The organism is Salinicola peritrichatus (assembly GCF_003206715.1).
GTDB classification, from domain to species: Bacteria; Pseudomonadota; Gammaproteobacteria; order Pseudomonadales; family Halomonadaceae; genus Salinicola; species Salinicola peritrichatus.
Window position 1 is genome coordinate 1 of record NZ_PZJU01000087.1, and the last position, 13,289, is coordinate 13,289.

The window sequence follows — 13,289 nt, forward strand, 5'->3', positions numbered from 1 at the left end:
TTGAGACCGCCCTTTCATCAATGAAAATTCCTTGGGTCAGAAGTTTTTATCCGAATTTCATGAGCTTGAATCGTGTAGAGACAAGTGTCAGAGGGAGGGGCTGGTGGCGGTCATCATGACGACTCGCGATAGGCCTGCCTGGGGCGGATGGAAGCGCGGACGGGGCGAGGAGAGGGCTTTCGAAATCAAACATTGGGTCTGCGTTCGAGACCGTAATACTCAGGAAGGTACAGGAGGTGAACGATGACCGAAGAGCGACCCCCAATATCCATCCTGGCGAGATTCTGCTGGAGGATGTCATCGAGCCGTTGGGTTTGACCAACAATGCCATGGCCATTGGTGTGCCGGCGACCCGTATCGGCGAAATCACGCGCGGGGCGCGGGCGATCACGGCAGACACGGATTTGCGCCTGTCGATCTACTTCGGCACCAGCCCGGGCTATTGGCTGCGGCTACAGAATTCCTATGATCTGGATGAGGCCAGACGCCACGGTCACTACGAGGGGATTCGCCCTCGGGTAGCTTGATCGAGCCAGGTAACCAGAAGGGCGGCGCCAATGTCGCCCTCGGCACGAACCGCCGTATCCGCTTCTCTCCGCCTAACTTGCAGCTGAATCCCTCTCATGTCGCTGTCTCATATTTCACGCCAGCTTCTGCAGTTCTTCATACAGCGCCAAGGGAATCTTCACGCCATTGACGCGGCTGCGTTCCCGCGCTTCATAACGACGCTGCGAGGGCAGCCGGGCGCCCTGGTCGAGGATGCGCTCGAACAGCACTTCCGCGTGGGCGAGATGCGCGTCGGCACGTTCGCCCAGGAAGGTGGCGGGGGAGAGGGCGATGATGATCTCGCCGTGGTAGGGCTTGCCGGTGCCTTGATCGTTGGCGGGCTGGGTCTCGTGGCTGAGCACGTCACCGATCAAGGGGCCGGCGAGCAGTTCGATCATGGTCGAGAGCGCGGAGCCCTTGTGGCCGCCGAAGGGGAGCATGGCGCCTTCGAGCGCGGCTGCCGGATCGGTGGCCGCGTTGCCCTGGTCGTCCAGTGCCCAGCCTTCGGGGATCGAGTCGCCAGCGCGTTTGTGCAGTTCGATCTCGCCACGGGCGACGACGCTGGTGGCAAAATCGAAGGTATAAGGATGCTTGCCCGGTCGCGGCCAGGAAAATGCGATGGGGTTGGTTCCCAGCAGCGGGCGATTGCCGCCTGTGGGGGCGACGAAGGCGTGGGTCGGGTTCATCGCCAGGCCGACCAGCCCCATCTCGGCGAGTGTTTCGACCTCGGGCCAGAGCGCGGAGAAGTGAAAGCAGTTGTTGATGGCGAGCGCGGCGATGCCGTTACGTTCGGCCTTCTCCTTGAGATGGGACTTGCCTCGTTCGAAAGAGAGCAGCGAGTTGCCCCGATGCGCATCGATCCTCACGATGCTGGGTGCCTGATCGATGATCTCCGGCTCGGCCTGGGTATCGACGCCGCCTTTTCTGGCGGTTTCCACGCAACTGATGAGGCGATAAAGGCCGTGGGAATGGCATTCGTCACGTTGCGCCGCGATCACACTGCGCGTGATTGCGCCGGCGTGGGCATCGCTGAATCCGGCATTGCCGAGGATGCGCAGGCTCAGCGCTTCGGCGTCTCGAAGCGAAAGGGTAATGTCTTGTTCCATGATCGGGCTCTTCGGCGGGTGCATCAGACATTGGCATGCAAAGACGCCAGACAGTGAGTCGGCTCTTTGTCATACAAGCAGGAAGCCAGCATAAACGTCTGAAACGTCAGCGCCTGTTAGACGAAAGTGATAGTTCGTCGAGCGTGATGCCCCGAATGGTGTGGTTGCATGTCGGGCTAGGTCGGATCCTGATGCGATCCCGGCACCGCCAGCGCGTTCAGATCGAGCATCTGGATCACGCTGATTGCGGCCTCGATGGCGCCTTCCTGGCACAAGCCGGACAGGGCGGCATTTTCATAGCCAGACAGTGCGGCCTCGATGCAGGCTTTTTGGACTTTCGTGGCGAGCTGCAGCGCTTCCGTCTCGTTCATCGCTTCTTCTCCAATCGTCCATCGCGCATTAGCAGGTACTCCCTAAGCACCACGGCATGATTGCGTTCGACGTCTTTCGCAGCGAACAGCAGCGTCAGCTGCTGCTGGCGGGCGATCTCACATAGCTCGTCGAGAGCGGTGGTGTCGGCCTCGGCGAGTTCCGCGAGATACGCCTTTCGAAACGCTTGCCAGCGTTCCCGGTCATGGCCGAACCACTGGCGTAGTGCCTTGCTGGGTGCGAGCGTCTTGTACCACGCATCGATCCTGGCATCTCGTTTGACGATGCCACGCGGCCACATGCCATCGATCAGAACTCGATAGCCGTCGTTCTGGGCGGCGGCGTCGTAAATCCGTTTGAGCTGAATCTTCATGAATGCTCCCCGAGGATTGGCGGTAGCAATCTTCGCCAATATCCGGATACTTATAACGCTGTGTTTTTGTTTCTAACAACAAGCAGGGATAAAAAATTATGAAAAAGGCTTTTGTGGTTCCAGTCGCTGCCGCTCTTTTCGCCGTCGGCTCGACCGCCTCGGCTATGGCTCATGCCCAGGAAAAGCCGCTGGTCATCGGCACCAACAACTGGGCCGAGAACGTTGCCGTCGCCAACCTCTGGAAGCTGGTGCTGGATGGTCAGGGGTATGACGTCGAGCTATCGGATGTCGGCAAGAGTGCCTTGTTTGCGGGATTGGCGAGCGGCGATTTCGATCTGTCGCTGGAACTGTGGCTGCCGTATACCGACAAGGCGTTTCTCGAGCCGTACAAGGATACGCTCGAGGTTCACGACGCCTGGTATGACAGGACCGGGCTGGGCCTGGTGGTGCCGAGCTATGTCGACATCGATTCCATTCCGGAACTGGCGAAGCGTGCCGACGAGTTCGAATACCAGGGCAGCCCGACGATTCTGGGGATCGACCCGGGCTCGGCGATCGCCGGGATGACCGACGACGCTATCGAAACCTACGATCTGCCTCTGAACCAGGTGAACAGCTCCGAACCGGCGATGATGTCCGCGCTCGACCGCGCCTACAAGAGTGAAGAGCCGATCGTGGTAACGCTGTGGAATCCGCACTGGGCCTTCGCGGACTACGATCTGAAGTATCTCAAGGATCCCGAGAAGGTCTATGGCGACGGTGACACGATCTACTGGTTCTCCCGCGAGGGCTTTTCGGGAGACGATCCGTGGCTGACGGCGGTGCTCGATGCCTGGCACATGAGCGATGAAAGTCTCGGCGAGCTGATGTCGGAGATCGAGTCTCAGGACGATCCGGTGGCGGGCGCACGGACCTGGCTCGAGGAAAACCGCGATCAGGTCGACGAATGGCTGGCGGCCGGCGAGCAGATTCAACCGTAGCGATAGCGGCGATCGCGTCTTGTCCTGCGTGGCTGGCCGCTTCTATTAAACGGAACGGTCAGTCAGTGCAACCACTGCGGGTTACGCTATTGGACAATTGATTAAACGCTGCTTCACGCTCTAGTCTGTGCCGATTACCGGATACCTGACAGACCGGTAACACAATGACAATCGGCCACAAGCCGATATCACAATAACAGCGTGCTGCTGTGCAGGAGATTGATCATGAAGAAGACGCTGCTTGCGGCTGGCATCGCCGCCATGATGCTGGGCGCGACCCCGGTCATGGCCAAGACGCTGGTCTACTGCTCCGAAGGCTCTCCGGAAGGCTTCGATCCCTCGCTCTACACTGCGGGGACCACCTTCGACGCGTCGAGCAAGACGGTCTACAACCGTCTGGTCCAGTTCAAGCCGGGTACCACCGAAGTCGAACCGGCCATCGCCAAGAGCTGGGAAATCTCCGACGACGGCCTGGAAGTGACCTTCCATCTGCGCGATGACGTCAAGTTCCAGACCACCGACTTCTTCACGCCGAGTCGAAAACTCAACGCCGACGACGTCATCTGGACGTTCGAGCGTCAGATGGACGAGAACAACCCGTATTACAAGCTCGCCAACGGCAGCTTCGAGTACTTCAATTCGATGTCGATGGGCGAGTTGATCAAGTCGATCGAGAAGGTCGACGATCATACCGTGAAGTTCGTGCTCACCAAGCCCAACGCGCCATTCGTCGCCAATCTGGCAATGGACTTCGCTTCGATCCACTCCAAGGAGTACGAGCAGCAGTTGCTCGACGAGGGCAAGCCGGAGCTGGCCAACCAGCAGCCGATCGGCACCGGTCCGTTCCAGTTCGTCAACTACCGTGAAGATGCGGCCATTCGCTATCAGGCCAACCCGGACTACTTCCGCGGCAAGCAGCCGATCGACAACCTGGTCTTCGCCATCACTTCCGATGCCCAGGTTCGCTACCAGAAGCTGATGGCGGGCGAGTGTCATGTGATGCCGTTCCCGAATCCGTCCGATGTCGAAGAGATGAAGCAGAACGACGACATCAACGTACTCCAGGAAGCGGGTCTGAACGTGGCCTACTTGGCCTACAACACCCAGCAGGCGCCATTCGACAAGCCGGAAGTGCGCAAGGCACTCAACATGGCGATCAACAAGCAGGCGATCATCGACGCGGTGTTCCAGGGCGCTGGCGAAGTCGCCAAGAACCCGATCCCGCCGACCATGTGGGGCTACAACGACGATATCCAGGACGATCCGTACGATCCCGAGAAAGCCAAGCAGATGCTGGCCGATGCGGGCGTCGAGAACCTGAAGATGAACATCTGGGCGATGCCGGTTCAGCGTCCGTACATGCCGAATGCGCGGCGTACCGCCGAGCTGATGCAGTCGGATCTGGCCAAGATCGGTGTCGATGCGGAGATCGTCACCTACGAGTGGGGCGAGTATCTGAAGCGTTCTTCGGATACCAAGCGCGAGGGCGCGGTCATTCTGGGCTGGACCGGCGACAACGGCGATCCGGACAACTTCATGGGCGTGCTGCTCGGCTGTGATGGTGTCGGCGGTGCCAACCGTTCGCAGTGGTGCCACCAGCCGTTCGACGAGCTGATCCAGAAAGCGCGCACGCTGAGCGATCAGGGCGAGCGCGCCAAGCTCTACGAGCAGGCGCAGGAGATCTTCAAGGAGCAGGCACCGTGGGACACCCTGGCCCACTCCACGGTCTTCATGCCGATCCGCAAGGAAGTGACCGGCTACAAGATCGATCCGCTCGGCGGCCACAGCTTCGAAGGCGTCGACATCAAGTGACACTCTCCTAGCGAGGACACGGGGCGGCTCTGAAGCCGCCCCGTCTCTTATCGCGCGACTAGCTAGTACTCCAAAATGTTCAAATTCCTCCTGGTCAAGCTGGCGCAGCTGGTCCCGACGTTCATTGGCGTCACCATCGTTGCGTTCGCTTTCATTCGCCTGTTGCCGGGCGACCCGATTCTGCTGATGGCGGGCGAGCGCGGCATTTCTGCCGAGCGCTATGCCGAGCTCAAGGCGCAAATGGGCTTCGACCGCTCCTTGGTGGCCCAATATTTCGATTTCCTGAAGGGATTGCTGCACGGCGATCTCGGTAATTCCCTGGTGACCCACTCGCCGGTGATGGATGAGTTCATGAGCCGCTTTCCGGCCACGCTGGAACTCTCGCTGTTCGCCTTGGCGTTCGCTGTCATCATTGGCTTGCCGGCCGGCGTGCTGGCGGCGGTCAAGCGTGGCAAGACGCTCGACCATACCGTCATGGGTGTCAGTCTGACGGGCTACTCGATGCCGATCTTCTGGTGGGGCCTGCTGCTGATCATGCTGTTCTCGAGCACCCTGGGCTGGACGCCGGTTTCCGGACGCATCTCCTTCATGTACTTCATCGAGCCGGTCACCGGTTTCATGACCATCGACAGCCTGCTGGCCGGCGACTGGGGGGCGTTCCTGTCGTCGCTGCACTATCTGATCCTGCCGGCGATCGTGCTCGGCACCATTCCGCTGGCGGTGATCGCGCGCCAGACGCGCTCGTCGATGCTCGAGGTGCTGGGCGAGGATTATGTGCGCACCGCTCGCGCCAAGGGGCTGTCGAGCTTCCGCGTGATCATGGTCCACACCCTGCGCAACGCGCTGATCTCGGTGGTGACGGTGATCGGCCTTCAGGTCGGCCTGCTGCTGGCGGGGGCGATTCTGACCGAGACGATCTTCTCCTGGCCGGGCATCGGCAAGTGGATGATCGATGCGATCTCGCGGCGCGACTATCCTTCGGTGCAGGGTGGTCTGGTGCTGATCGCGTTCATTGTGATGATCGTCAATCTGCTGGTTGATATCGCCTATGGCGTCATCAATCCACGCATTCGCCATTAAGGGGGTATGACAATGGCTGCAATTTCCACCCCCGCCGCACCCGGGACGTTCCGCTACCAGCTGGCCTCCTTCTGGAGCGATTTCAGCGCCAGTCGCGGTGCGCTGGTCGGCCTGATCTTCATCGTTCTCATTTTGCTGGTCGCGCTGTTCGCGCCCTGGGTCGCCCCGCACGACCCGGCGATGCAGGACCGTTCGGCGCTGCTGGTGCCGCCGGTCTGGCATGCCGAAGGAAGCTGGGACTATCTCCTCGGTACGGATGCCGTGGGTCGCGACATTCTTTCACGTCTGATCTACGGGGCGCGCTATTCGCTCTCGATCAGCGCCATGGTGGTCATCATCTCGATGGGCGCCGGGATCTTCCTCGGCCTGCTGGCCGGGTATTTCCGCGGCTGGATCGAGACCGTGATCACCCGCGTGATGGACGTGGTGCTGGCATTCCCCAGCCTGCTGCTGGCACTGGGCCTGGTCGCCATTCTCAGTCCCGGCCTGACCAGTGCCATGATCGCCATCGCCATGGTGCAGCTGCCCTATTTCGTGCGCCTGACGCGGGCCGCGGTGATCGGCGAGAAGAATCGCGAGTACGTCATCGCCAGCCGGCTTTCCGGCGCCGGGCACCTGCGGCTGATGTTCAATACGCTGCTGCCCAACTGCATGGCGCCGCTGATCGTGCAGGCGACGCTCTCTTTCTCCACCGCGATTCTCGATATCGCGGCGCTGGGTTTTCTCGGCATGGGCGTCCAGCCGCCGACGCCGGAGTGGGGCGCGATGCTGGCCAATGCGCGCGAGTTCATGGGCAGCGCCTACTGGGCGGTCACGTTCCCGGGGCTGATCATTCTGCTCACGGTATTGATGATCAATCTGATGGGTGACGGCTTGCGCGATGCGCTCGATCCCAAAATGAAGCGTTCATGACGCAGGAGGCTCTTTCATGGCACTACTAGATATCGAAGGGCTCAGCGTTCGCTTCCAGACGAGCAGTGGACTGTTCGCGGCCGTGGAGGGCGTCAATATCAACGTCGACCGCGGCGAGGTGTGGTCGATCGTGGGCGAGTCCGGTTCGGGCAAGTCCGTGTCGATGCTCGCCACCATGGGCCTGCTGCCGTGGACGGCACAGGTCACCGCCGACAAGATGGCCTTCGACGGCCAGGATCTGCAGCAGTTGAGCTCGCGCCAGCGCCGGCGCATCGTCGGCGGCGAGATGTCGATGATCTTTCAGGAACCGATGAGCAGCCTCAATCCCTGCTTCACCGTCGGCACCCAGATCGACGAAATGATCAAGCAGCACCTGGGCGGATCGCGCAAGGAGCGCCACGAGCGGGCGCTGGATCTGCTGGCGCAGGTGGGGATTCCCGACCCGGCGCGTCGGATCAAGGCGTATCCGCATCAGCTCTCCGGCGGCATGAGCCAGCGGGTGATGATCGCCATGGCGATCTCTTGCAATCCGCGCCTGCTGATCGCCGACGAGCCGACCACGGCGCTCGACGTCACCATCCAGGCTCAGATTCTCGAGCTGCTGCTGCGGTTGCAGGAAGACACCGGCATGGCGCTGATCCTGATCACCCATGACATGGGCGTGGTCGCGGAGACGGCCAAGCATGTGGTGGTGCAGTACGCCGGCCGCCAGGTCGAGAAGCAGGACGTGAAGTCGCTGTTCGCCAATCCGCGTCATCCCTACACTGAGGCGCTGCTGTCGGCGCTGCCGGAGCGCGCCGGCGATCAGGATCGCCTGCCGACCATTCCCGGCGTCGTGCCCGGTCAGCATGATCGCCCGACGGGTTGCCTGTTCAACCCGCGCTGCCGCTATGCCACCGAGCACTGCCGCGAGGTCGAGCCGGTGGCGGCGCCGGACGATCCGGCCCGTACGTTGTGTCACTATCCCCTGGAAGATGGGATCTCGCCGTCGCCGGCTGCGGCGGGTGTGGCGCGAGACAACCCGCAATCCAGCCCGCATAGAGAGGTGCGCCCATGAGCCGCGATGCCGTATTGAGCGCCGTCAATCTGACCCGTCACTATCAGATCAAGGGTGGGCCGTTCTCCAAGCCGGCGACGGTGAAAGCGCTCAACGAAGCCACTTTCGAACTCTATCCCGGCCAGACGCTGGCCGTGGTCGGCGAGTCCGGCTGCGGCAAGTCGACCCTGGCCCGGGTGCTGACGATGATCGAGCCGCCCACCAGCGGCAAGCTGACGATCAGCGGGCACGAGGTATCGTTGAAGGAAGGGCAGCGCCCGCCGGCCGCGCTGCGCCGGGAGGTGCAGATCATCTTCCAGAACCCGTATGGCTCGCTCAACCCGCGCAAGACGGTGGCGACCATGCTGGAAGAGCCGCTCAAGCTCAACCGCAAGGAGATGAGCGCCGCCGAGCGACGCCAGGCGGCGCTAGACATGATCGCCAAGGTCGGGCTGCGCCCGGAACACGCCGATCGCTACCCGCACATGTTCTCCGGCGGGCAGCGTCAGCGCATTGCCATTGCGCGCGCCCTGATGCTCAACCCGAAGATTCTGGTGCTGGACGAGCCGGTCTCGGCGCTGGATCTGTCGATCCAGGCGCAGGTGCTCAACCTGCTGGCGGATCTGCAGGACGAGTTCGGGCTGGCCTACGTGTTCATCTCGCACGATCTGTCGGTGGTGCGCCGCATCGCCGACGACGTGATCGTGATGTACTTCGGCCAGCCGGTGGAAACCGGGCCGGCGGAGGAGGTCTTCACCACGCCGCGCCACCCCTACACCCAGGCGCTGTTTTCGGCCACACCGGTGGCGGATCCCAACCGCCGACGCGAGCGCGTCCACCTCAAGGGGGAACCGCCGTCGCCGCTGGCGCCGCCGCCGGGCTGCCCGTTCGCACCGCGCTGCCATCTGGCGACCGAGGCCTGCACCCAGGCCGATCCGCCGCTGGATAGCGTCAACGACCGGGTCAAGGTCGCCTGCATTCATGTCGACCAGGCGGTCGCCAAGTACGCCCGGGCGGGTTGAACCGAAAGCCTCCCGCCCAATGCGAGCGCCGATTGCTGCAAGACAGTCGGCGCTCGGCCCTCATCCTGCCACTCTCGATGTCGCCTCCTGGCGTGCATTGTCTACGCTGTAGTCAGGTTCGCTACCCGGTATCGCAACGCGCCGGGTAGTCGAATCGCGTCGATTACCTACCCAGGCAGTCATCACGCCAAGTCAGTCATCACACCAAGTCAGTCATCACATCAGGAGGTGGCGGTCATGACTCAGCAGATACTGGTACCCATCGATGGTTCGGTCAGCGCACGCCAGGCGCTGGCGCATGCGTGTCTCGTCCAGCGTGCGACCCAGGCCAGAATCCACCTGTTGCACGTGCCCGAGGTGCCGGTTGCCAAGGATGCGCTCGGCGCCAAGGTGGGAGCCGCGCCAGCCGACTACACGCCGGAGAAGGGGCGGCTGGCGGGGGAGCGGCTGCTCGAGGAAGCCTGGCAGGCGATGTGTGGTGATTCGGACGAGGTGACCTATCACATCGTGGAAGGGCGGCCGGTCGAGACCATCGTGCGGCAGGCGACCGAACTCGGGGTCGACATGATCATCATGGGCAGCCGCGGCCTGAGCAATCTGAAAAGCCTGGCTGTCGGCAGCGTGTCGCACAAGGTAGCGCATCTTGCTCCTTGTGCGGTGCTGACGCTGCACGTACCCGGCTAGATGCCGAATGGGCGGTTTGCCGCGAGGCCGTCGATCAGGAGATGTCGACCTGATAACGGAAGGTGTTCGCGGCGCCGCGTGAACGCCGGTATTCCAGCGGCGTGCGGTCGTAGCCGAACGCCAGTCGCTCGATCATGACGACCGGCTGGCCGGCGCCGATACCGAGAACCCCGGCGAGTGTCGCGTCGGCCGTCTCGACGGTCAGGGTTTCCCGCGCCGAACCGATCAGTTGCCCGCACTGGGTCTCGTAGAACGGGTAGAGCAGATTGCCGAAATCGTCGGGATCGATCTGCATCAGGGCTTCGAATCGGCCGGCCGGCAGCCAGATTTCTTCGTGGTAGACCGTCGTCCCGTCGAGTTCACGCACTCTCTCCAGTCGAATCACGTTCTCCGACGCAGCCAGTGCCAGCGCGTCCGCCACGTAGGACGGCGGAGACGTCAGTTCCCGGGCCAGGATTCGGCCATTGGGAATCCGGCGCTCGCCCCTGGCATCCACCTGGCGGAAGAAACGGAACAGCGAACTCTCGAAGTTGGGGCGCAGGACAAAGGTACCGCGCCCCTGGCTGCGCTTCATCAGCCCATCCTGGACCAGTGTGTCCACGGCCTTTCTCAGCGTGCCGACGGCGACACCGTAGTGCTTGGTCAGCTCGGCTTCGGTCGGGATCGCGCCGCCCGGCGCCCATTCGCCGGCGGCGATCTTGGCCAGCATGTCGTCGCGCAGGCGCTGGTAGAGCGGCAGCCGTTCGTCGGTCATGGAGCCTGTTCCCTTCATGAATGTTTCCTCCACGATGTTCCAGACAAATGTATCACCTTTGTTTTCATCTTTAGTCGTAACCCCGGAAGAATGCGTCCGATGCGGTGTATGCTTGCGCCCGCTGTTATTCAACTATATGAATAGATCTTTCATTGAGACCGGACGTTTCGTTCGCCGTCACGTGTTCATGTCATTCACCAGGGGCCACCTATGACGCAACTCGCTTCCGTCGCGCTGACCGGCGTCGATACGCATGCGCATATCTTTCACCAAGGGCTGGAGCTAGCCGGCAATCGCCGCTACAGCCCGGATTATGACGCGACCGTCGAGCAGTATCTGGCGCATCTCGATCATTGCGGCCTTTCTCATGGCGTGCTGGTACAGCCGAGCTTTCTGGGTACCGATAACCGACATCTGGTCGATGCCCTGCGTCGCTTTCCGCAGCGTCTGCGCGGCACGGCGGTGGTGGCGCGTGACGTGACCGAGGAGACGCTGGACGAACTGGCCGAGGCGGGTGTGGTCGGCATTCGGCTCAACCTGATCGGGCAGCCGCTGGAAGACTATCGTAGCGCGTCCTGGCGGACGTTGTTCGCCAAGGTGGCACGGCTCGGCTGGTCGGTGGAGATTCAGCGGGGCGTGGAGGATCTGGGCGAGATCGTGCCGCAGATTCTGCAGTCCGGCGTGGCGGTGGTGATCGACCACTTCGGCTTGCCCGACGGCGAGATCGACCCGGCCAATTCGGATCACCGGACGTTGCTGTCGCTGCTGCCGAGCGAGGCGATCTGGATCAAGTTGTCGGCGACCTACCGCAGCCGCTCGACGCCGGCTCAGGCACGGCGCTCGATCGAGCGTCTGCGCGATGCCTATGGCCATGGCGATCGGCTGGTGTGGGGAAGCGACTGGCCTCACACGCGGTTCGAAGCCCACACCGATTACGACGCCCAGTTCTCGCTGATGGAGACGCTGCTGCCGGACGCCGCCGAACGCCGCAAGATCCTGATCGATAACCCGGCCAGGCTGTTCGGAATCGATCGGGCTGCCTGAAGGCCAGTCGGCCAGGTTTCGTCGAGAAGGGATCCTCGAAAGGGATCGATTGAAAACCCATAAAGACAAGCGCTACGGGGAACAACGTCATGATGAGTCTTCTGGTGGTGGGAGCGATCGTCGTTTCCATCGTTCTGGGATATCGCACCAGGATCAATATCGGTCTGTTCGCGATTGCCTTCGCCTATCTGATCGGCTGCTTCGGGTTGGGCCTGAGCCCCAAGGAAGTGGTTGCCATGTGGCCACTGAAGATATTCTTCATCATCTTTTCGGTGTGTCTGTTCTACAGCTTCGCGATCGTCAACGGCACGCTGGAGAAGCTGGCCGAGCATCTGATGTATCGCTGCCGGCATTTCCCGCACCTGTTGCCCTTCGCCATCTTCCTGGCGGCGGTGGTGATCTCCGCCCTGGGGGCCGGCTATTACACCGTGCTGGCGTTCATGGCGCCGATCACGCTGCTGCTGTGCGAGCGCACCAGACTCAACCTGATCGTCGGCGCCATGGCGGTCAACTACGGCGCATTGGCGGGCGCCAACTTCGTCTCCAGTCAGAGCGGCATCATCTTCCGCACGCTGATGACCAATTCCGGCATTTCCGATGACCAGGCGTTCATCAACAGCTTTGGCATCTTTGCCAGCACCATGATCGTGCCGATCGTCGTTCTCGCCGGCCTGATCCTGTTCAGCCGAAAGCGGGGCGCGGCGATGGTGTCGCTGGCGCACGTCGAGCGTCCCGGCCCGCTCGATCGCGAACAGCGCTCCACGCTGATTCTGACCCTGCTGATGATGGCTACCGTGCTGTTGCCTCCGATCGCCAGCCTGGTGCTGCCCGACAACGGCGTCGTGGCACTCATCGATTCCAAGGTGGATATCGGCCTGATCGCCAGCGTGTTCTCGGTCATCGCGCTACTGATGAAGCTGGGCGATGAGCGCAAGGCGATCGCTTCGCTGCCGTGGGGCACGATCATCATGATCTGCGGTGTCGGCATGCTGATCTCGGTGGCGATCGAGGCCGGCACCATCGATCTGCTCGGCTCCTGGATCGGCACCAACATTCCGCCGGTCCTGATCCCCGTGGCGTTCGGCATCGCTGCCGCGTTCATGTCGCTGTTCGCGAGCACGCTGGGGGTGGTCACGCCGGCACTGTTCCCGCTGGTGCCGTCGCTGGCCACCACACTCTCGATCGACCCGATGATCATCTTCATCGCCATCGTCGTCGGCGCACAGGCCACCTCGATCTCGCCGTTTTCCTCCGGTGGCAGCCTGATCCTCGGCTCCTGTCCCACGGACGAAGCGCGCGCGGGGCTGCTGCCCAAGCTGCTGTTCCGTGCGGCCCCGCTGGGCTTCGTCGCTGCGCTGGTGTTCAACCTGCTGCTGGCGTTCGTGTTCTAGCAAACCGGCGGTGATTCAGCGGGCATTCCGGGTATCGACGCCGTTTGGATGCATCGAAGCAGTGGGGACGGATCGAAGACGTTCGAATGAAAGGAAAGAAGACGTCCGAATGAAAGAAAAGAGGCGACGGAATCTGAACTGACCCCATAAAGTTGGACGGTTCAATTACGCTCTGTCTGA

General features: G+C 62.1%; 14 protein-coding genes. 10 read left to right on the plus strand and 4 right to left on the minus strand.

Annotated features, from left to right (window positions below):
* Positions 1-236: 236 nt before the first annotated feature.
* Positions 237-527 carry a HigA family addiction module antitoxin gene (locus DOM57_RS21175; protein WP_110651672.1) on the plus strand — a complete coding sequence of 97 codons (291 nt, stop codon included), beginning with the start codon at positions 237-239 and terminating at the stop codon, positions 525-527.
* Between the two features lie 114 nt (positions 528-641).
* Here DOM57_RS21175 and DOM57_RS21180 read toward each other — a convergent pair whose 3' ends face one another.
* The 3 genes from DOM57_RS21180 to DOM57_RS21190 form a co-directional block, all read right to left on the minus strand.
* Positions 642-1,652, minus strand: a complete 1,011-nt coding sequence (locus tag DOM57_RS21180) for an Ldh family oxidoreductase (protein ID WP_110651674.1) — start codon at positions 1,650-1,652, stop codon at positions 642-644.
* Between the two features lie 176 nt (positions 1,653-1,828).
* Complete coding sequence (locus DOM57_RS21185; protein ID WP_110651676.1) at positions 1,829-2,023, minus strand: acetyltransferase; 195 nt, start codon at positions 2,021-2,023, stop codon at positions 1,829-1,831.
* Positions 2,020-2,394, minus strand: coding sequence for a DUF488 domain-containing protein (locus tag DOM57_RS21190; protein ID WP_110651678.1), 375 nt, complete (start codon positions 2,392-2,394; stop codon positions 2,020-2,022). Before DOM57_RS21190 ends, DOM57_RS21185 begins: the two co-directional genes overlap by 4 nt.
* A gap of 98 nt (positions 2,395-2,492) precedes the next feature.
* Between DOM57_RS21190 and DOM57_RS21195 the strand changes: the two genes are divergently transcribed.
* From DOM57_RS21195 to DOM57_RS21225, 7 genes are all read left to right on the plus strand, one after another.
* On the plus strand, positions 2,493-3,374 hold the full coding sequence (locus DOM57_RS21195; protein ID WP_110651680.1) for a glycine betaine ABC transporter substrate-binding protein: 882 nt from the start codon (positions 2,493-2,495) through the stop codon (positions 3,372-3,374).
* 225 nt (positions 3,375-3,599) lie between these two features.
* Positions 3,600-5,186: an ABC transporter substrate-binding protein gene (locus DOM57_RS21200; protein WP_110651682.1), complete on the plus strand. Its 1,587-nt coding sequence runs from the start codon at positions 3,600-3,602 to the stop codon at positions 5,184-5,186.
* 75 nt (positions 5,187-5,261) lie between these two features.
* Positions 5,262-6,266 (plus strand): ABC transporter permease subunit, encoded by a 1,005-nt coding sequence (locus DOM57_RS21205; RefSeq protein WP_110651684.1) that lies wholly within the window; start codon positions 5,262-5,264, stop codon positions 6,264-6,266.
* Positions 6,267-6,278: 12 nt separating this feature from the next.
* A complete protein-coding gene (locus DOM57_RS21210; protein WP_110636022.1) occupies positions 6,279-7,178 on the plus strand; it encodes an ABC transporter permease subunit in 900 nt (299 codons plus the stop codon).
* 16 nt (positions 7,179-7,194) lie between these two features.
* Complete coding sequence (locus tag DOM57_RS21215; RefSeq protein ID WP_071232341.1) at positions 7,195-8,235, plus strand: ABC transporter ATP-binding protein; 1,041 nt, start codon at positions 7,195-7,197, stop codon at positions 8,233-8,235.
* Positions 8,232-9,236 carry a dipeptide ABC transporter ATP-binding protein gene (locus tag DOM57_RS21220; protein ID WP_071232340.1) on the plus strand — a complete coding sequence of 335 codons (1,005 nt, stop codon included), beginning with the start codon at positions 8,232-8,234 and terminating at the stop codon, positions 9,234-9,236. Before DOM57_RS21215 ends, DOM57_RS21220 begins: the two co-directional genes overlap by 4 nt.
* Before the next feature lie 237 nt (positions 9,237-9,473).
* Positions 9,474-9,920, plus strand: a complete 447-nt coding sequence (locus DOM57_RS21225) for a universal stress protein (protein ID WP_110651686.1) — start codon at positions 9,474-9,476, stop codon at positions 9,918-9,920.
* Positions 9,921-9,954: 34 nt separating this feature from the next.
* Here the strand turns inward: DOM57_RS21225 and DOM57_RS21230 are convergent, their stop codons facing one another.
* Complete coding sequence (locus DOM57_RS21230) at positions 9,955-10,692, minus strand: GntR family transcriptional regulator (protein ID WP_204353059.1); 738 nt, start codon at positions 10,690-10,692, stop codon at positions 9,955-9,957.
* A gap of 192 nt (positions 10,693-10,884) precedes the next feature.
* On the opposite strand from DOM57_RS21230, the gene DOM57_RS21235 reads away from it, so the two are divergent.
* Positions 10,885-11,718 (plus strand): amidohydrolase family protein, encoded by an 834-nt coding sequence (locus tag DOM57_RS21235; RefSeq protein ID WP_087720448.1) that lies wholly within the window; start codon positions 10,885-10,887, stop codon positions 11,716-11,718.
* An 89-nt stretch (positions 11,719-11,807) separates the two neighbouring features.
* Complete coding sequence (locus DOM57_RS21240; protein WP_110651690.1) at positions 11,808-13,109, plus strand: SLC13 family permease; 1,302 nt, start codon at positions 11,808-11,810, stop codon at positions 13,107-13,109.
* Positions 13,110-13,289 lie beyond the last annotated feature (180 nt).

Excerpts from the sequence above, each read along its gene's own strand:
- DOM57_RS21180 (WP_110651674.1), bottom strand. The coding sequence starts at position 1,652 with ATGGAACAAGACATTACCCTTTCGCTTCGAGACGCCGAAGCGCTGAGC.
- DOM57_RS21185 (WP_110651676.1), bottom strand. The coding sequence starts at position 2,023 with ATGAACGAGACGGAAGCGCTGCAGCTCGCCACGAAAGTCCAAAAAGCC.
- DOM57_RS21190 (WP_110651678.1), bottom strand. The coding sequence starts at position 2,394 with ATGAAGATTCAGCTCAAACGGATTTACGACGCCGCCGCCCAGAACGAC.
- DOM57_RS21195 (WP_110651680.1), top strand. The coding sequence starts at position 2,493 with ATGAAAAAGGCTTTTGTGGTTCCAGTCGCTGCCGCTCTTTTCGCCGTC.
- DOM57_RS21200 (WP_110651682.1), top strand. The coding sequence starts at position 3,600 with ATGAAGAAGACGCTGCTTGCGGCTGGCATCGCCGCCATGATGCTGGGC.
- DOM57_RS21205 (WP_110651684.1), top strand. The coding sequence starts at position 5,262 with ATGTTCAAATTCCTCCTGGTCAAGCTGGCGCAGCTGGTCCCGACGTTC.
- DOM57_RS21210 (WP_110636022.1), top strand. The coding sequence starts at position 6,279 with ATGGCTGCAATTTCCACCCCCGCCGCACCCGGGACGTTCCGCTACCAG.
- DOM57_RS21215 (WP_071232341.1), top strand. The coding sequence starts at position 7,195 with ATGGCACTACTAGATATCGAAGGGCTCAGCGTTCGCTTCCAGACGAGC.
- DOM57_RS21220 (WP_071232340.1), top strand. The coding sequence starts at position 8,232 with ATGAGCCGCGATGCCGTATTGAGCGCCGTCAATCTGACCCGTCACTAT.
- DOM57_RS21225 (WP_110651686.1), top strand. The coding sequence starts at position 9,474 with ATGACTCAGCAGATACTGGTACCCATCGATGGTTCGGTCAGCGCACGC.
- DOM57_RS21230 (WP_204353059.1), bottom strand. The coding sequence starts at position 10,692 with ATGAAGGGAACAGGCTCCATGACCGACGAACGGCTGCCGCTCTACCAG.
- DOM57_RS21235 (WP_087720448.1), top strand. The coding sequence starts at position 10,885 with ATGACGCAACTCGCTTCCGTCGCGCTGACCGGCGTCGATACGCATGCG.
- DOM57_RS21240 (WP_110651690.1), top strand. The coding sequence starts at position 11,808 with ATGATGAGTCTTCTGGTGGTGGGAGCGATCGTCGTTTCCATCGTTCTG.